The 19079-nt window shown below is 37.7% G+C and carries 16 protein-coding genes and 2 pseudogenes; 4 read left to right on the top strand and 14 right to left on the bottom strand.

Features of this window, described 5'->3' with window-relative positions:
- The 5 genes and pseudogenes from ACYQ1E_RS11415 to ACYQ1E_RS11400 form a co-directional block, all read right to left on the bottom strand.
- A partial coding sequence (locus ACYQ1E_RS11415; RefSeq protein ID WP_459879344.1) for a 4Fe-4S dicluster domain-containing protein occupies window positions 1-957 on the bottom strand: 957 nt, incomplete at its 3' end.
- 14 nt (window positions 958-971) lie between these two features.
- Window positions 972-1928 (bottom strand): (Fe-S)-binding protein, encoded by a 957-nt coding sequence (locus tag ACYQ1E_RS11410; RefSeq protein WP_459879342.1) that lies wholly within the window; start codon window positions 1926-1928, stop codon window positions 972-974.
- Window positions 1929-1956: 28 nt separating this feature from the next.
- Window positions 1957-2406 (bottom strand): hydrogenase iron-sulfur subunit, encoded by a 450-nt coding sequence (locus tag ACYQ1E_RS11405; protein WP_459879340.1) that lies wholly within the window; start codon window positions 2404-2406, stop codon window positions 1957-1959.
- A gap of 93 nt (window positions 2407-2499) precedes the next feature.
- Window positions 2500-3345 carry a CoB--CoM heterodisulfide reductase iron-sulfur subunit A family protein gene (locus ACYQ1E_RS16300; RefSeq protein ID WP_488193124.1) on the bottom strand — a complete coding sequence of 282 codons (846 nt, stop codon included), beginning with the start codon at window positions 3343-3345 and terminating at the stop codon, window positions 2500-2502.
- 75 nt (window positions 3346-3420) lie between these two features.
- Window positions 3421-5961: pseudogene (locus tag ACYQ1E_RS11400) on the bottom strand (FAD-dependent oxidoreductase); the annotation flags it as partial.
- A 119-nt stretch (window positions 5962-6080) separates the two neighbouring features.
- Here ACYQ1E_RS11400 and ACYQ1E_RS11395 point away from each other — a divergent pair.
- A complete protein-coding gene (locus ACYQ1E_RS11395; protein ID WP_459874805.1) occupies window positions 6081-7373 on the top strand; it encodes an IS1380 family transposase in 1293 nt (430 codons plus the stop codon).
- Between the two features lie 195 nt (window positions 7374-7568).
- Here ACYQ1E_RS11395 and ACYQ1E_RS11390 read toward each other — a convergent pair whose 3' ends face one another.
- The 7 genes and pseudogenes from ACYQ1E_RS11390 to ACYQ1E_RS11360 form a co-directional block, all read right to left on the bottom strand.
- Window positions 7569-8573, bottom strand: coding sequence for an FAD-dependent oxidoreductase (locus tag ACYQ1E_RS11390; RefSeq protein WP_459879338.1), 1005 nt, complete (start codon window positions 8571-8573; stop codon window positions 7569-7571).
- 19 nt (window positions 8574-8592) lie between these two features.
- A pseudogene (locus ACYQ1E_RS11385) lies at window positions 8593-9885 on the bottom strand ((Fe-S)-binding protein).
- Window positions 9886-10538: 653 nt separating this feature from the next.
- On the bottom strand, window positions 10539-11516 hold the full coding sequence (locus tag ACYQ1E_RS11380; protein WP_459879336.1) for a hypothetical protein: 978 nt from the start codon (window positions 11514-11516) through the stop codon (window positions 10539-10541).
- Between the two features lie 150 nt (window positions 11517-11666).
- Window positions 11667-12461, bottom strand: a complete 795-nt coding sequence (locus tag ACYQ1E_RS11375) for a sulfite exporter TauE/SafE family protein (protein WP_459879334.1) — start codon at window positions 12459-12461, stop codon at window positions 11667-11669.
- A 6-nt stretch (window positions 12462-12467) separates the two neighbouring features.
- Window positions 12468-13073, bottom strand: a complete 606-nt coding sequence (locus ACYQ1E_RS11370) for an FmdE family protein (protein WP_459879332.1) — start codon at window positions 13071-13073, stop codon at window positions 12468-12470.
- Between the two features lie 14 nt (window positions 13074-13087).
- On the bottom strand, window positions 13088-14452 hold the full coding sequence (locus ACYQ1E_RS11365; RefSeq protein WP_459879330.1) for an alginate export family protein: 1365 nt from the start codon (window positions 14450-14452) through the stop codon (window positions 13088-13090).
- Window positions 14439-14771, bottom strand: coding sequence for an ArsR/SmtB family transcription factor (locus ACYQ1E_RS11360; protein WP_459879328.1), 333 nt, complete (start codon window positions 14769-14771; stop codon window positions 14439-14441). The genes ACYQ1E_RS11365 and ACYQ1E_RS11360 overlap by 14 nt, the downstream gene beginning before the upstream one ends.
- 125 nt (window positions 14772-14896) lie before the next feature.
- Here ACYQ1E_RS11360 and ACYQ1E_RS11355 point away from each other — a divergent pair, with 125 nt between their 5' ends.
- From ACYQ1E_RS11355 to ACYQ1E_RS11345, 3 genes are read left to right on the top strand one after another with little or no spacing between them, the layout of a single operon-like run.
- The gene (locus tag ACYQ1E_RS11355) at window positions 14897-15433 is read left to right on the top strand and encodes a (Fe-S)-binding protein (RefSeq protein ID WP_459879326.1); all 537 of its coding nucleotides are present in this window, start codon (window positions 14897-14899) and stop codon (window positions 15431-15433) included.
- 60 nt (window positions 15434-15493) lie between these two features.
- Window positions 15494-16552, top strand: a complete 1059-nt coding sequence (mqnC, locus tag ACYQ1E_RS11350) for a cyclic dehypoxanthinyl futalosine synthase (protein WP_459879324.1) — start codon at window positions 15494-15496, stop codon at window positions 16550-16552.
- Between the two features lie 26 nt (window positions 16553-16578).
- Window positions 16579-17418, top strand: coding sequence for a menaquinone biosynthetic enzyme MqnA/MqnD family protein (locus ACYQ1E_RS11345; RefSeq protein WP_459879322.1), 840 nt, complete (start codon window positions 16579-16581; stop codon window positions 17416-17418).
- Between the two features lie 131 nt (window positions 17419-17549).
- Here ACYQ1E_RS11345 and ACYQ1E_RS11340 read toward each other — a convergent pair whose 3' ends face one another.
- Together ACYQ1E_RS11340 and ACYQ1E_RS11335 are read right to left on the bottom strand one after the other, a co-directional pair.
- Window positions 17550-18188 carry an MBL fold metallo-hydrolase gene (locus ACYQ1E_RS11340; protein WP_459879320.1) on the bottom strand — a complete coding sequence of 213 codons (639 nt, stop codon included), beginning with the start codon at window positions 18186-18188 and terminating at the stop codon, window positions 17550-17552.
- 2 nt (window positions 18189-18190) lie between these two features.
- Window positions 18191-18949: a uracil-DNA glycosylase gene (locus ACYQ1E_RS11335; protein ID WP_459879318.1), complete on the bottom strand. Its 759-nt coding sequence runs from the start codon at window positions 18947-18949 to the stop codon at window positions 18191-18193.
- Window positions 18950-19079 lie beyond the last annotated feature (130 nt).

Genomic DNA, 19079 nt, shown 5'->3' with positions numbered 1-19079 from the left:
TCCAACACAACCTATATCTCCATCTAACTTAAATGGCATGTATTTGAACTTATGCATAAACCTCTGTCTAACCCTGTGTTTTTTAGTTCCCCTTGGATTGTGTCCTGATGCATGTTGGGTAAATAGCCAGCTCATGCATGTGTCCCAAATCCTGACTCGCCTTCCATATTCTCCCTTTGTCTCATCCTGAATATCAAAACAGTGGCAGGTTGGACAATAAAAGGTACATGCACCACAATTTAAACAGGTCTCATACAACCTATCCCAATATGGATGTTCATATACCTCTAATATCTCTCTAGACAAAATATTATCCATTGAGAGTTTAGTTTTTATTTTGTTTTCTGCATTTTCTTTTAGCTCATCTATCTTTTTTACATCCTCATCTGATGCATCATTAAATCCATCCAAGATATCTTTTCCCTTATCAGTAATGGGCTTTAGCAGATACTTATCCCCAAGGTCTATCATAAGCACATCCAGGCCTTGTTCTCCAAAGGGAGAAGAACCTACCTGGGTACAAAAACAGGTTGAAGCAGGATTATTACAGGCAAGTCCAATTAATGTGGTCTTGTCCCTTTTATCCTTCCAGTACACATCCAATGAATCTTCATCTTTCATAAATACCTTATCCAGGATAGAAAATGCCCTTGCATCACAGGGTCGGATATTCAAAATCACTCTATTTTTTTCCAGAGGGGGCACTTCTTTTAAAATAAGCCCATCCTCTGCCCTTGGGTTGTTCTTGAATTCAAACATACATTCTGTTTGAGGGAAAAATAAACCCTTGGGAGACAGGGATGTATTTTTAAAATCAAATAATACATTAGATACATCTTGAACTTCTGACCAAACTACTTCTATACCCTTTTTTACAGGGGCAAAAACATCCCCTAATTTGGATACCTTATCAAAGAGCTCTTTTATGTCTTGTTTTGCCAAATATTTATATCCCATAGCTAATTTCCTTTTTATGGGGTTATAAATTCTTCTGGGTCATCGGGCCTATACACACTAAGAGGTGGAGTTGCGCCTATCTCCAATCCTGGTACATAGTTATACATCTGCCTTATGTCTTTTTCTATCTTAGAGGTGAGCACTCTCATCTTTATGCCCATTGGACAGGCAGACTCACAGGCTCCACAATCTACGCATCTTCCAGCACAGTGAAATGCCCGCAAGATATGGAATGTATAAACATCTGCCTCATCATGGGTCTTACCACACCACTGGGGTCTGGACTCATCTACAAAACACTCAGCACAATAACATAGGGGGCATGCATTCCTGCATGCATAACATCTAATACATTCCTTAAATGTATCTTTAAACTTCTCCCACCTCTCATCAATAGAGAGTTTTTCCCAGGGAGCAGCAACTTGATCTATATCACCACCACCTGTGTCTTCGCCTTTTTCTCCTATAAACTCATCATATAAAACCGCATTTCTATGAATACAGGTAAGACAATTTTGTCTTAATACCTCTTTTTTATTTATGGCCTCTTCAAATCCATCACCTCTAACAATGATCTTATCCCCTTGTTCCTCAGCTTCCACAATTTCTCTGCCACCTATTTTTTCATAAACCTTCCATCTATCCACCATTCCAGGAGACCATATACCTAAGATATACACATTTTCTCTTTTTACCTGATTCTCATTTATAAGCCCCACAATAGATCTGCTAACACATCCTTGCGCAACTACTGCTACTTTATCCTGTCTTTTAATTAGAAACTTTGCCAGATTTTTGGTACAAAAGCTAGACCAGATTAAATTATCACAATCTTCCTCTGTATAAGCAAAATATGGGGCGTCAACCAAAGGAATTGTGCCTTTTCTGTAACCAAGGACACAATCTACCTTCTTGTCCTTTAAAAGACGTTTTGCCGTGTCTCTTAATTGTTTTGTATATTCAGCTAACATATATCCTCCTACAACCTTGCCCTCAAGTTTATAAGTTTAAGGCAACGGGACTTAAATTCTTTATTAGTTTATTTTTCTTCATTGCAGGACCGACTTTCTTAACAGTTTCCACTATTTGCTTGGCCTTTTCCTGAAATTTCCCTGCCTCTGCTGATGATATCCAGGTAAAATGTAATCTCTCAGGTTCAATCCCAATATACTCAAGTAAGTTCTTTAATACAGCGAACCGCCGTCTGGCGTACAGATTGCCACTAATATAGTGGCAGTCGCCTGGATGGCAGCCAGATACCCATACACCATCTACACCCTGTCTAAAGGCCTGTAGAATAAATTTTGGGCCCATACTTCCAGAGCAGGGCACCCTTATGATCCTGATATTTGCAGGATATTCCATCCTGCTAACACCAGCTAAATCAGCTGCCCCATAACTACACCAGTTACATAAAAATGCAACTATCTTTGGTTCAAAGTTTGTCATCTTGGCTTCTCCTGGTAATTAAGTTTTTTATTTTAACAGGACCTTAAAAGAAACATATTACCTCTTTTTAAGGCCCTGATATTTAGTTCAAGCTTAAACAGCAATGGCCTCTATCATTGCATAAACATGCTGATTTTCCATACCCTTTAAGGAAATCGCTCCAGACCTGCACGATGCCATACACAGGCCACAACCCTTACACAAAGCTGGATTTATCTCTGCCTTGCCCTGATTTGGTCCTTCCTCTTCCACTATCCTGGGTGCTGAATAGGGACAAATCGTTACGCAAACACCACAACCAACGCACTTTCTTGGATCAACCACAGAGACTTCACCACTGGAGAATATCTTTTTCTTGGCAAGTAAGGTAATTGCCCTTGCTGAAGCAGCTAGTCCCTGGGCAATAGACTCGTCTATTGATTTTGGATAGTGTGCAAGACCACACAAGTATACTCCATCTGTGGCAAATTCTGCAGGACCAAGTTTTGCGTGCTTTTCAACAAAAAATCCATCTTCATTTAATGGGAGTTTATAAAATTGGGCAAGTTTTTCATCCTTATAGGGAACTATAGCTGTAGCAAGGGTTAAAAGATCGGTCTCTATTTCAAGGGGCAAGCCTGTAATATGATCTTTTACTTTTACAATTAGGTTATCTCCATCTTTAGTCACAACAGGCTTTTCATCCACATTGTACCTTATAAAGATAACCCCTTTTCTTCTTGCCTCTTCATATAAATACTCCCTCTCACCATAGGTCCTTATATCCCTGTATAAGATAAATACCTTTGCATCTGGATTTCTCTTCTTAATCTCAAGTGCACTCTCAATTGAGTGGGAACAACATACCCTGGAACAATAGGGCCTATCCTTTTCCCTTGAGCCAACACATTGGATAAATACTGCTGTATTTACATCTTTTAATTTAGGCTCATCATCCATAAACATCTTATCAAGCTCAAGGTGGGTCTTTATCCTATCATCTTGTCCATACAAATACTCATTTGGCTGATATTCTGCTCCACCTGTTGCAATTATTGTAACACCATGCTCTATGATCTCTTCTCCAGAGGTATTTTTTATTGTTGTCTTAAAATTACCAACAAAGCCATCAACATCTATTATCTCACTATTTAAATGGATATAGAGATTGTCTAATGAGTTTGCCTCATTAATTAGGCTATTTAAGCCTTCTTTTACAGACTCTTCTGTCCAAGTCTTATATAGTTTTAGGGCATTTCCACCAAGCTTGTCTGTTCTTTCCACAATATGGGTCTCGTATCCCTGTTTAGCGAGATTTATTGCAGCACTGAGTCCTGCAACACCACCGCCTATAACCAGGGCCCTTTGATCTATATTTAGCTCAATTTCCTCAAGAGGCTCTTTGTAAATTACCTTATTTACTGCCATTCTCACCAATTCTTTGGCCTTTTGTGTGGCAATTTCTGGATTATATCTATGTACCCAGGAGTCTTCATTTCTAATATTTGCCATCTCAAATACGTATTTATTAAGGCTAGCTTTTATCAATGTCTCCTGAAATAGAGCTTGATGGGTTTTAGGAGAACATGAAGCTACCACTACTCTTGTGAGTTGTTTTTGTTTTATAATTTCAGTTATTCTATCCTGGGTATCCTGGGAACAGGTATACATGTTGTCTTCTACGTGAACAACATAAGGCAAAGTGGCTGCATAATCCCTCACAGCATCAACATCTATAACTCCTGCGATGTTTGTTCCACACCTGCATACAAACACGCCTATACGTGGAGGTTCCCCAATTATGTTCCTCTCTGGTAATTTTTCTATTTCTTTAGTTTGGGTAAAACGCACATCACTTAAAAGTGCTGATGCTGCTGCAGCTGCTGCAGAACCATCTATTACTGTTAAGGGAATATCCTTTGGTCCTTGAAAGGCACCACAAACAAATATTCCCTCTTTGGATGTGGAAACAGGCTTAAAACTGGAGGTTTGACAGAACTTACCCTTGGTTAATTCCACTCCTAAAACCGAGGCAAGTTCAATAGAATCTTTAGCAGTTTCAAGACCAACAGATAGCACTATCATATCATATTGTTCTTCTTTCATCTCTCCAGATTCATCAAAATATCTCACAATAAGGTCATCACTTCCAGGAACCGGGTCTATGGTGTGGATTCTGGATCTGATAAACTTTACTCCATGTTTTTCTTTGGCCTGTTCATAGTATCTTTCAAAGTCTTTTCCATAGGTGCGCATATCCATGTAAAAGATTGCGCATTCAAGGTCTGAACCTGCATGTTCTTTGGCAATTACTGCCTCTTTTATCGCGTACATACAACATACTGAAGAACAATATCCATGCTCACATCTATTTATATCTCTGGATCCCACACACTGAAGCCATGCAATCTTTTTGGGCTCTTTGTGGTCTGATGGTCTAACTAGATGGCCACCTGTTGGACCAGATGCAGAAAGGATCCTTTCAAACTGCATTGCTGTAACCACATTTGGAAGCAATCCATATCCATAGTTATCCAATCCCTTGGGATTATAAGGATTGAAACCAGGGGCCAGAACTACTGCTCCTACCTCTAAAATCTCCTCTTCTTTTTGCTGTGCATGGGTCTCTAAGGTTACAGCACCTGCTCCACAGGCCTTTACACACTGAAAACATTCACAACAATAACTACAATTAATACATCTTTCTGCTTCTTTGCGTCCCTCTTCTTCTGTTAATCCAAGTTCCACTTCCTTAAAATTGCCCTTTCTCTCTTCAACTGGAAGCTCCCTTTCTTTGGCCCTTTCCTTAGGAGATTCTGTCTCTGGAATTGGTCTATATTCAAAATTCTCATCTATCTTTTTGGGTTCTCTGCCTGCTTCCAAATCTTCTCCATTTAAATACCTCTCTATTGAAATAGCTACTTCTTTTCCTGCTGCCACCGCACCAATTACTATCCAGGGACCACTTTGACAATCACCACCAGCAAATACGCCTTCCCTGTTAGTTGCATAGGAAATAGAATTGGTCTCTATTGTAGACCATCTGGTAAAATCTATCCCAGTTACATCTTCTAAACATGATATATCTGGCCTCTGACCAATTGCAGCTGCTATCTGATCTACCTCTAAATCAAATTCACTATCTGGTATTGGAATTGGACGCCTTCTTCCAGATGAATCAGGCTCACCTAATTCCATCTTAATGCATCTCAATCCAACAACCTTTCCATTTTCATGTAAAACTTCCTGAGGTGCAGCTAGAAATAGAAAATTAACTCCTTCTTCCTTTGCTGCCTTTACTTCTTCTGGCAAGGCAGGCATCTCTTTTTCTGTCCTTCTATATACAATTGTGACTTCCTCAGCACCAAGTCTGATTGCTGCCCTGGCAACGTCTATTGCCACATTTCCACCACCAATAACAGCAACCTTTTTCCCTGTCTTGGCGCTTCCTTTTAAATTTACCTCCCTTAGATAATCTACTCCCTGAACAACTCCATCCGCCTTTTCTCCAGGGATGCCAAGCTCAATCCCTTTATGGGCACCTATTGCTAAAAATACTGCTTTATATCCCTGATTAAAGAGATCATCTAATTGAAACCTAAAATTTGCATCATAAGATAATGTTTAGCTTGACAATATAGTGAATTAATGGTATAAAGTGTCTCAAATAGGAAGTATTAGGAGGCACTGATTCTATGCGTAGATTCCATGTTAAGTTCACTGAAAAAAATCTTACGGGCAACGCCGGACTGGTATTGCTGGGCCTATTTGCTGACAAACTGAAGCTTCCCAAGATGCTTGAGCAACACATTACTATTAAGCGGGGAGCTACCGCACAGTATAAGGTTTCCGACATTATCATGATTTTGATGATGGCAGTGTTAGCCGGGGCTAAGCATATGAGCCATGTATTTATCCTAAGATCTGATTTAGCATTGAGGTCGCTTTTTAAATGGGAAAGGTTTCCTGACTATACTACCATAAATCGGGTTTTTAAGTTGTTTAATCCCCGACATTGCAATGAGCTCTCCGATGTAGAAACAAAAGTGCGCAAAAAGGTTTGGGGTAAAAAATGGTTTAGCCGCATCACTTTAGATTTGGACTCTACAGTGCGTGGAGTGTATGGGAAACAGGAAGGTGCCGAGAAGGGTTACAACCCCAAGAAGCCAGGACAAAGGGGATATCATCCGCTCCTTTGCTTTATTGCTGAGACGCGGGAATGTCTTCACAACTGGTTTAGAGCCGGAGATGCTTATTCAGCCAATGGTTGTGTAGAGTTTATGCAAGAGTGCTTTGCCAAGCTTCCAAGGAGAGTCTGGAAAATTATTGTACGTGCAGATTCCGCCTTTTTTAATGGAGAACTTTTAGACTACTTAGAAGAGGCTCATGCTTTGTACTTAATCAAGGTTAAGATGCGAGGACTCACTCAGCTTTTAGAAGCTCAGAAGTGGCACAAGGTTAAAAATAGACCTGGCTATGAGAAGACCGAATTCACATACAAATGTGAAAGGTGGAAGCACCCCCGCCGGTTTGTGGCCGTACGTCAAGTAATAGAGAGCAAATTTAGTTGCTTTTTTTTCAGCGTTACAAAGACTGAGTATGATTATTTTTGTTATGTAACAAATATGAACCTGAGTCCCTGGGACGTCCACAGGTATTATTGCCAACGGGGGGCCAGTGAAAACTGGATTGAGTGGTGTAAGGGACAGATGGCCTCTGGAAGCATTTTGACACAGGATTTTTGGGCCAACTCCGCCATATTCCAGACCTGTATTCTGGCTTACAATCTACTGGTTTGGATGATGTGGCTCAACGATGAAGATGGTTTTAGAGAAGAGCCCAACACAATCCGCATGTTTCTAATCCATGTTCCAGCTCGGCTGATGCATGCGGGACGACAATGGTTCCTTCGATTATCGAGGGATTATTTTTTCAAAGAACGTTGGATAAAGATAGAAAATTCCATCCGGTCATTACAATTTGCTTAATCTTTTTTTGAGAGTATCCTCCAAAATAGGATTTTGCGTAAGTCCATGTGCAGTGGTGTGCCTTTACACACCCGTAAAGAGTGCCACTGACCGCAGCTTCTACCTGAAAAAGCCTTCCAAGTCACAATGAGGGAGACATATCCTTTAACATAACAGCTCCATATCTAGGTATCTCTGTCCAGAACAATCAGTTGCTTACGATTGAACTGTAATTGCAGATTTTAGGTGAAAATCCTTTCCCAATCTCATATTGGTCTTTATTTCAACGCCGAGATTGGTGATAACTTCAATCTCCCTATCCAGCACATCCCTGGGCAACCTGTGTTCAGGAATTCCAACACGGAGCATTCCACCAGGCTTTGGCAATGCCTCAAATATTGTGGATTTAATACCTCTTCTTGCAAGGTGATAGGCACAACTAAGACCTGCTGGACCAGAACCAATAATTGCAACCCTCTCCTCTCTCTCAGGAGCACATTCGATCTCAACCTTCCTTGGGTCATACATATCAGCTGCCAGTCTCTTTAGGGCACGAATCGCAACTGGTGCATCTATTTCCTGTCTCCTACATGCCTTTTCACATCCAGCAGGGCACACCCTTCCCAAGACACCAGGTAGGGGAAGCTGCTCCATTATGATCTCCAGGGCCTCTTTATATTTGCCCTGTTTTACCATCTGCACATAACCCTGCACATTTATCCCGGCAGGACAGGTAAGCCTACAAGGTGGTTTTTGCTCTAATTTTTGTATAGCAAAGGCATTGGGAACTGTCTGGGGGTATTTTTTGAAAACAGCCTTTCTATTGGACAATCCTGTATTAAACTCATCAGGGATTTCAACTGGGCATATTGATGCGCAATCTCCGCAGGAAGTACATTTGTTAAGATCAATATATCTAGGTTCTTTTTCTATTTTTACCTTAAAATTACCTGCAGAACCTGAGATCTCTTTAATCCTTGATTTGGTTATGATATTAATATTTGGATGGCGACCGCACTCCACTAGGATTGGAGAGAGGATGCACATGGAACAGTCATTTGTGGGAAATGTCTTGTCCAATGTAGACATGACTCCACCTATACCAGGATCTTTTTCCAGCAAATAAACAAAAAATCCTGAATTTGCCAAATCTAAAGAAGCCTGAATCCCTCCAATCCCTCCGCCTACTATTAAAATTGAGCCTTTTTTTTGTTTGTTCATAAAAAATCCTCCTGGATAATTAGAGACCAAAATTTTTTAAGTCCTCTTTTAAATATTCACGCTCATTTTCTCCAAGTACTCCCATGGAGAGACATATGAGGGTCCACAGATGCACAACTCCAAAATTTCCATTATAATATTCTGCGAGGTCTAAAATTTGAGAATGACAATTATGACAAGGAGTTATACAATAGTTAGCGCCTGTTGCTATAATTTGATTAAATTTTATTTTTCCAAATTCTCGCCTTGCATCAGTATATGGTGCCTGTAATGCTCCTCCACCTCCGCCACAACAATAGTTATTGGACTTGTTTGGTTACATATCCACAAAGTTTTCTTCTCCAACCACTTTCTTTATTACAAATCTCAAATCATCGGCTACTTTATCTCCAAAGCTCTTTCTAACCAATTGGCATGGATCCTGGACTGTAAATTTTATTTTTAACTCTTTGTTCCATTCAGAACTAACTGGAAGCTTTCCCTCTTTTATCCATTCTGCATATAATGAGACTAAAGGTTTTATTTCAAAAGAATGAGGGATGTTGAACCTCTTGACTCCTTCATACATGGCATATATTTCATGTCCACATTCATCATTTACCCATACCTTGCATCCCAGTTGTTCCACAGTCTTTACCTTGTTTCTCACTATTTGTTCCCACTTTTCTTCATCAGCTAAGAACATGCAGTAGTTTTCACCTGCCCAATATTCACTGGAATAGGTCCAGTCAGCTCCAACGATATGAAATATCTTCCATAAAGGGACCATCTCGTCTGGTTCTATCACAGGGTTTCTTGAATTCACTGCAAGAAATATTTCTGCTCCCTTTTTATCAATTGGTGCTTGTAAATCCTTAAATTTAGGTTGAGTTTCTCTCACTTCTTCAAGCACATCTTGCACTACAAATTTAAAATCTTCAGGGGATGTTCCCATGGAGCTGGCGCTTTTATTTTTAAATGCCAGATCACAGGACTCTCTGATACCTTTAGGACGTTTGTCTCTCGGCCAATTCGTCCTTACATAGAATACCAGGGCGGGTATATCGATCTCCATGGGACAGACCCTCACACACCTCATACACTGGGTGCAAACCCAAACCCACGGATGATTTAAGATCTCTTCCTCAAGCCCTAATGCCGCCATTCTCAAAAATTTTCTTGGATCCATGTTGTATATCCCAGTTGCAGGACATCCAGAGGAACAGGCCCCACAGGTAAGACATAGGTTTAGATTTGCCCCTTCTGGGAGCACTTCCATTACTTTTTCCAAAAAATTCATCTTTTCATTGGTAATTAATAATTCTTCACTCATTGTAAAACTCCTTACATATCTTTTTAAAAAAATTATACCCAGAACAACACTTAAAATATAATTAACTATAACTTTATTGTTACTTAATTTGTTTATACGAGAGTTGATAAATAAAAAAAGTGGAGCCACACCTACCAGGTAGGTATAAACCTAGATGGTTCAGGTAAAGCCGACGTGATGTTTAAAGGAGGTTTTGTTTAGGAAAAAATTTATATTCATTTCAAAGGTATTAAATTATGCCCAGGTGTTTGTGTCAAATAGAAAAAAATAATAGATTTGAATAATTTCTATTTACGAATTAAATAATAACTATAATAGAAGAAGTTCTTTTCTTTGACTCTCGTGCTATTTGCATATATAAACGAGCTTCTGATGTTGATATTGCAATAAAAGGAGAAAACATAACAAAAGAACAGGTTCTAAATTAAGGAATACGTTTGACGCATCCAACTTGCCATTTTTTGTAGATGTTGTCTGGTATGAGAAGAAAATAAGGAATTGAAGAAGCATATAAATATCTCTTTCATTCCCCCAAGTGAATCACCTATACCCTGACTTCTATGCCAGGGTATAGGTGAGATAGCAAATTACATCCCCCACAAACAAAGTTACATCCTCTATTACCTTGACACAATTTTCATACACTAAATGTTCTATTCTAACTCATAAGACCAGACATAGGGGATATCATTGGTTCTCAAGAAATCTTCAATAGCTGGGGGGAAATCATGAGCTACAATAACAAAAAAAGGATTCTTACCCTCTATTTCTGCCACCTTTTGAGCATACTTCTTAAAACGACTTATCTCTCTCTTAGAAGGCCTAACTTTACATTCTCCTATTATCACAACATCCTCACCATCTCTCTTCCCATAACCATATATGTTTATTTGAATATTTTTATTTCCTATTGGGAAATATCTTCTTAAAAGACGTCCTTTTACTTCTATTCCATATCTCTGAGATAAAATTTCTGGTAAGGCCTTGTATGTGCGGTTTTCTAAAGAATAGCCCACAGAATTTGAAATTCCTTCAAGACGTTCTTCAAAAACATCCATACGTTTCACTAATCTGCTAATCTCCTCTTCAGTCTTCTTTTGGGCCTCAGCAAGTTCATTTACCCTCTGCTCAGTCTTCTTTTGAGCTTCAGCAAGCTCATTTAGCCTTTGTTCAGTTTTCTTTTGAGCCTCAATTAATTCCTGCACAGCTACTTCTAATTTATCCACTCTCTGTTCAGTCTTCTTTTGAGCTTCAGCAAGTTCATTTACCCTCTGCTCAGTCTTCTTTTGAGCTTCAATTAATTCCTGCACAGCTACTTCTAATTTATCCACTCTCTGTTCAGTCTTCTTTTGAGCTTCAGCAAGTTCATTTAGCCTTTGTTCAGTTTTCTTTTGAGCTTCCACTAATTCTTTTATTGTTTGCTCAGTTTTCTTCTGAGCCTCTGCAAGCTCATCTACCTTTTTAGCAAGCCCTGCAACTATTTCCTTTAGTTCATTAAATTCTGTCTTTGTCACACTCTCTTCCCACTGCTTCCTCTGACGCTCTATTTCTTCTAAAATCGCTAGAAGTACCTCTTTTATGGGGGGATCAACTCTATCTAACATTCTTATTATAGTTGTGCTATAAGGCATAATAACTCCTCAAATATCTTTGGAAATACAAACTCCATCTTTCAGAAAATATTTTCTATTATTTTCTTTCAAAAATCAATTCCTAAATTAAAAAATTTAAAAAAAATATTGAAAAAAACTCATGGTGTTAGTAAAACCTTACTTCAAACACTACATAAAATGTATCCAAATTTTTTTGAATATAGCGTAATAATAGGCATAGTTTTTGACAAATAACTTTATTGCAACTGCTAAAAGGACTATACCGAACATCTGTTTTATCCACTTTGCCTTCATCTTCTCTTTCATGACCTTGGCACCGATTTGAGATCCAATTATTACTGCAATAGTTGTGGAGAGCATAAATGGAATGTTAAAATGGCCTTCTGCTATGTGTCCTGCAAATCCTGAAAAGGACGAAAACACCACTACAAAGCTGCTGGTAGCTGCGGCCTCTTTTGTCTTATATCCCATAAGAAGCATCATTGGGACAAAAAGAAATCCACCACCAACACCTAATAGCCCAGCAATAAACCCAACAAAAAAACCTCCAACAATCATTAAGACCATCTTCATTGTATATGACATGGATTTTTCTCTATCAGGCTGAGTAGAGGATATAAGCATCCTAATGCCTGCAAAACTCATAGCAATAACAAAAAACAAAATAAGGAGCTTTGTAGGGACAAATCTGGTAAAATATGCCCCTACTGGAGCTCCTATAAAAGACGAAATTATAAGGGGTATTGCCCCCTTAATATCAACCATCTTTGATCTAATGTAAAATATAGCAGCAGATAAAGCGGTTACTCCATTTAACAAAAGACCAGTAGGTATGGCCACGCTCTTAAAATCATATCCCAGCCAATGAAATACCGGGATATAGAGCATGGCTCCACCTAATCCCAACATGGAAAAGATAAAGGATAATACTAAAACACAAATACTTGCAATTAAGATCATCATAATAACCTACACCTCATAGCCTGAGCAAGGAATACACATGTGTTTTTCACCAACCACCCTTAAATATGGTCTGGCGACAAGTTCACCGCAGCTATCACAGGGAACAAGCCCCATTACTTCACCAAAATCTTCATATGGATGGTCCTTGACTTCCTCTATCTTCAATACCTCATCTTCAGGTGCATCCCATATAATCTTTACCATCTCCATGGCCTCTTCTTTTGGTATCTTTGTAGGTGGAATACCCTGAGCCCTTTTTCTCATAAAGGTGGACTCAGCAATTAATTTGTGTCTTGTGGGCTTGTAAGAGACCCTGACACTCTTTTCATTTTGCTTATCTATTAAGGTTAAAGCCAGTTTACCCCATCCTGCTTTTTCAATATTTCCCTTCCCTAGAGTACATCCAGTGGCATATTGGACTCCGTCTGCAAAACATTGAGCCCCATGATTATCTCCGATTTCTACAATACAGTGTAGTTCCCCAGAGGTTCCTGTCCTCTGAACACCTAGGGCCTTAAGCGCAGCAAGCCCTGCCCTCACACCCACAGCAGATGCCCAACAAATATGCCCATGAAATTCAAATGCCTTTTCCAGAATCTCTTTTTCCTTCATCTAAATCCTCCTTTTTAATAAATCTTTGTTGAAAACTTTTTAGTTATCATGAAAAATATCCAATCAGCCTGAGAATTAGAGGCCATTTTTTTGACAAACTCATCTGGCCAAAAATGTCCATACCCTATCTGTATTTCTGTTTTTTTTAATGGTTTAAATTTGGCGACAAAATCAAATTCCTTACCCACAAAATCCCCTGAATTTCCCCTTTTATCTCTGTATATTTTTGCATTATGATACCATGCATCCTTTTTTTCTGCTAAATAAAACCTGTGGAATTCCAATTTTATGTATGATTTTTTTCCAGGATATAGCTCTAAATTTATTTCCTGATCTTTTATATTTTGCCATTTAAAAAGATTCATCCTTCCATATGCCTTGTCTTTTGAACCATAACCCCCATCAAAGGTCTCATGTTTTCCATCCCTTGGATTACTATCACCTGATGCATAGGAATATTCAATACTAAACTGGGGTTTTAGAATAAAGGAATTTAATTTGTAGCCTATCCATGCATGGTAACCATATGCATCTACATCATCTTTGGAATAATCTCCTTGTTGTGTTACGTATAAAAAATCAATTTTAAATCCCTTTAAATATCCTGTGTAGGCCCGAACACCATAATAATAAGTATCAAGATCCCCATAGATTCCTTTTTCACTTTTATACCTATTGTGATTATCCTTTTTGGTCATTGTAAATGGCTCTATAAAAAATAATTTTTTAAACATATCAAAATGGCTATATAGACCAACACATTCATATCCATGACGATGATTTAAGCTAAAATCGTCTGGATCATGGATCTCTGAGCGTGCATAAAAGAGACTTAAATAGCCAAATTTAAATTTTACATCAGATTTTATTGCATCCCATATCCAGCTCCCTGTATTTCCCCACTCTCCTGGACCAAAAACCCTATTATCCCCAAAATGAATCCTCTGTCTCCCCGCCTTTATAGTGACTGGCAGAGAAAAGGGCTCTATTAATTCCACGTATGAATTCCAGAGTTCAAGAGGATCTTTGTATGGGTTATGTTCTCTGTTAAAATTATATTTATAAAATGTCTTGTCTGGAACATCTAAATCCCAGACCCTGGAATCCTGAATCCATAGAGATACATGGAGCTTAGATGAAAAGTAATAATCTATACCTGTTCTGATCCTTGCCATTAAAAAACCATCATCTTCTTCACCTACAACAGGATCTTTTCCATAGGATTTAATATTAAAATTGTTTTGATACTCATATCTAAGTCTTACATTAAAACCTAAATTTAACCTGTGTTTCTTCTCTCCAATTAAATTACCAAAAGAAAATTCACTAATTGAGAAAAAAATTATCAATAAGAGAAAAAAAAATTTATACAAAGTCATTGTGCTGGTCCATTACAGACTTGTGCCTGTTTATATATTGTCTAAGGACTTTTGTAGAACATTCAAAAAACTCAATAACACATGGAATCTCCAATTTGTATATCATATCTTTTTTTACCTTTGTTGATGTCACAATGCCAACCTGTTTTAATACTGATAGATGCTTGGATATAGTAGATTTGTCCATGTCAAATTTACTACTAATCTCAGAAAAACTCATCTCTTTGTCCTTAAGCATATCCACAATCATAAGTCTCACAGGATGTGCTAAGGACTTTAAAATCTTTGCTCTAAGCTCTGCCTCTTCAAAGGTAATCATTGACAACAATCTCCCTCTTTAGCTACAATTGGTTCGTTGGTTTAATTACCAACAAACCAACTATTAGTCAATTACAATTTTTTGATTATCAGGTTCAACAATTCTAATTTTAAGGAGGCAAAACAATGTTAATACAAAAGTGGGAAAAAGAATTAACAAAGTCTAAATGTAACCCAAAACAGGAGGGAGTACATTGTATAATTCATGTAGATGGCGACTTAACAGAAGTGATACCTTATTTGAATGCAGAGTTAGGGGGTGATTTCTGTTCCCAGGATCCCCCATATGTGACATTTAAGATTTATGGAAAGTTACTAACAGTCCATCCACATAAAATAGCCATAAATGCACTAAAAGATGAAGAAGAAGCAAATAAAGTGGCAAATTGGATAATTGGCGAGATAAACAGGATATGGGAAAATAAAGATAAAATTACTCCCACCTATGAAATACCCAAAAAACCTCAACCCATTGAAATCTTAAAAAAACTTCCAAAAACCAATTGCCAGAAATGTGGTTGTCCAACCTGCCTTGTTTTTGCAACCCATATATGTGAAGGAATAAAAACCTTAGATGATTGTCCAGAAATTGAGGAAAATAAGAAAAAGGACCTTCAAAACTACCTGAAAAACTTTAAATTTAAAGTTGTTGACACCCTGTAAATTTACAACTAGCCTCTTATTTGAACTCTGTAAAAAATCCTTATCTGTATGTGAGTTGGTATGTTAAAAAAAATTATAGATAAAGTTTTAGAGGGCAAGAGGCTTACCTTTGATGAGGCTTATAAATTGTACTTAAAGGGCTCTTTTTTTGAGCTTGGTGATCTTGCAAATTTGATTCGCAAAAAAAAGCACCCTGAAAATATTGTTACATATGTTGTTGATAGGAATATAAATTATTCAAACATATGTGTGTGCGGGTGTAAATTTTGTGCTTTTTTTAAATCTCCTGGAGAGGATGGTGGATACGTTTTGAGCTTTGATGAATTGGACACAAAGATCCAGGAGACCCTTGAGCTTGGAGGGACACAAATACTTTTGCAGGGCGGCCACCATCCAGATCTCAAATTGGACTTTTATGAAAACATGCTAACTCATATAAAAGAAAAATTTCCCACCATCCATATACATGGTTTTTCCCCGCCTGAAATAGTCCATTTCTCTAAATTAAATAACCTGTCCATAAAAGAAGTAATTAAAAGGCTAATTGCAGCAGGCCTTGATTCTATCCCAGGAGGTGGGGCTGAGATATTGGTTGATAGAGTAAGACATAAGGTCTCTCCAAATAAATGCAGTGCAACTGAGTGGCTGGATGTAATGGAGACAGCCCACAAGCTTGGCTTAAAAACAACTGCCACAATGATGTTTGGCCATGTGGAAACAATGGAAGACAGGATACTCCATCTTATAAGATTAAGGGATCTGCAGGATAAAACCAGAGGATTTACTGCCTTTATTCCCTGGGGATTTCAACCAGACAACACGCGCATTAATGCCAGAAAGGTCACCTCTGTGGAATATTTGCGACTTCTCGCCATATCCAGAATAGTTCTGGACAATTTTGATAATATACAGGTATCCTGGGTAACAATGGGACCAGAAATTGCCCAGCTTGCCCTGTTTTTTGGTGGAAATGACTTTGGCTCAACAATGATTGAAGAAAATGTGGTTGCAGCAACAGGGGTGAGATTCAGGCTCTCAATAGAAGAGATAGAAAAATACATATCTGAAGCGGGTTTTGAGCCAAGACAAAGAAGGATGGACTATACACTGGTAACCTAATTAGTTTGAAACAAACAAATTGCTCTATGATAAAAGAATCAGATACAAAAATAAGATTAGGGAAAATAGGCTATTTAAATGTCCTGCCAATATATTACCCTTTAGAAAAACAGGTCATAAAAAATTCCTTTGAAATAATAGAAGGTATTCCAGCCCAATTAAACCTGCTGGCATCAAGAGGCAAATTGGATATAAGCGGCACATCTTCAATAGAGTACGCCAGAAATTTTGAAAAGTACTTACTTATTCCCAACATCTGCATAGGCTCGAATGGACCAGTTATGAGCGTGCTTTTTTTAAGTAAAATTCCAATAAAAGATCTAACGGGAAAGAAGATTGTATTAACTGCCCACTCACACACATCAGTTACCCTACTCACGATATATTTAAAATCTCAAAATATTGAGCCAGAATATATTGTGGGTGATGTAACAAAGTCTATTTACAATAAAGATATTTATGCGGCCCTTGCTATTGGAGATGAGGCACTTTATCTGCGAGGAAATACCAATTTTCCCTATGTGATGGACCTGGGCGAGGAATGGAGAAAATTAACTGGCCTGCCCTTTGTTTTTGGAGTGTGGGTGGCAAACAAAAATTCTTTTGACCAACTGCAAGACAAAATTAAATATTCATGTAAATTACTTCTAAAGGCCAAGGAGTGGGGAAATCAACATCTTGAGATGTTTGCTAAAATCATTGAACAAAAAAACATCCTTTCTTACAATGATGCGTTAAAATATTTTAAAGGGCTCATATATGATATGAAGGATAATTATATTAAAGGACTAAAGCTTTTTTATAAATTTTCATACGAATATTCTTTAATAAATAGGATTCCAGAGATTAATTTTATTGAACTCTAGTCTCTAAGAGGCTAGTTCTTCCAACTCCTTGCCTTAAGTGCCTTACACACTATATCTTTGAAAAAAATTTCTCAACTCTTTAATTTTCCTTTCTTTGAAAAACATAGTGAACATTGCAAATATATTCATTTCTACTCAATTTCAATTGTCCTCCCTGCTCCTCCCTCAATATATTTTTCAGGATATAGAGATTTTATTTCTGATTTATATTGAGTACAATGGGTTGGACAAATCAAACTCAAGTTTTTTAAAGATTCTGGCTTGCTTGCGTGCAAGCCTCCTATGATAGAATAAACTTTACCAAATTGAGAAGCTGTCTTAAGAATGAGCTCCATTCTTGGATGCGAGCATCCAGCTATAATTATAATACCTTTTTTTGTCTCAATGCATAGGGATTGTTCTATTCCATCAAGTTCACCTGTAGAGTAAATTCCTTCATAGAGTTTTGTAGTTTTTTTTACTTCAATAACTTCTCTTGCATTCTTTGCTTCAGGGAAATAAGAAGGAATCCAGAGTTTTACTTTATTATTCAGTTGAAGAAATGATGATAAACCACCTGTATGATCCCAGTGAGGATGAGAAATAAAAACATCTTCAATTTCTTTTATATTGACTTTAAGCTTTTCCATATTAGAAAGTAAGATATCTCCATTAGCTCCTGTATCAAAAAGAATATTCCTTTCTTTAACCTGAATAAGGGCAGAAAATCCCCAATCAGCCTGTAAATCAGACCTAGAACTTGTATTATCATAAATAATCGTAACCTTCATCTTCAAACCTCCTTATGCAATCCTTCATCGAAGGTTCCATCTGGAAGCATCCAATCTGGATGAAATTTGCCTTCCTCTTCCATTTGATACCGAACGCAACTTTCCCAATCTCCCTTGCAATACAATTCTATCCACCTTTTATCCAATTTTCCTTGTTCATAAAATCTTTTCATTGGACACACCACATACCATTTACAATCCTTAAGTAATACTTTTAATTTTCTGTATTTTTTTATTAGGTCTTGCTTAAAGTCAGGGTTATAAAGAATAGTTGCAGGATGAGGCAAAGGAAGTATCTTTTTATTTCCAGCTAAAAAAAGCTTCCCACAAATTGAAGAAAACTCTGCTTTTGAAGGTAATAAAATACCATATTTTTGAAAAATGTAAGAAGTGGCATAATAGCCTAAAGGCACCAATATCTTTGGATTTATTAATTTAATCTCTTCATCAAGATAAGAGGTACAGGCTTTAATTTCATCTTGTTTGGGTCCCCTGTATTTTGGAAGCTTACATTTAATTAGATTTGTCATATAAATTATCTGCCTGCTAATCTCTGCTGATTTTAATAATTCCTCTAATACCTTTCCTGAAGGACCAACAAACATTTTTCCAACTTTGTCCTCTTTTTTCCCTGGTGCCTGAGCAATTAACATGATTTTAGCATTCAAATTTCCCTCGCCAGAGAGAACATTCATCCTGGTTTCAGATAATCTGCATTTCTTACATGCCTTTATTCTTTTGTTCAATTCATCAATATTCATATTCCATACCCCATCAGATATTTTTCAATTTCGCCTAACCTTTAACAGACATAGGGAGTTCTGCTCTACCCAGTTTGGGCGGAAGTGCGGACCACTGTAGCTAAAGTAGTTAGATAGGCTCTATTAGACT

Source organism: Desulfothermus naphthae (assembly GCF_054657475.1).
This window is presented reverse-complemented; position numbering and strand designations above follow the sequence as displayed.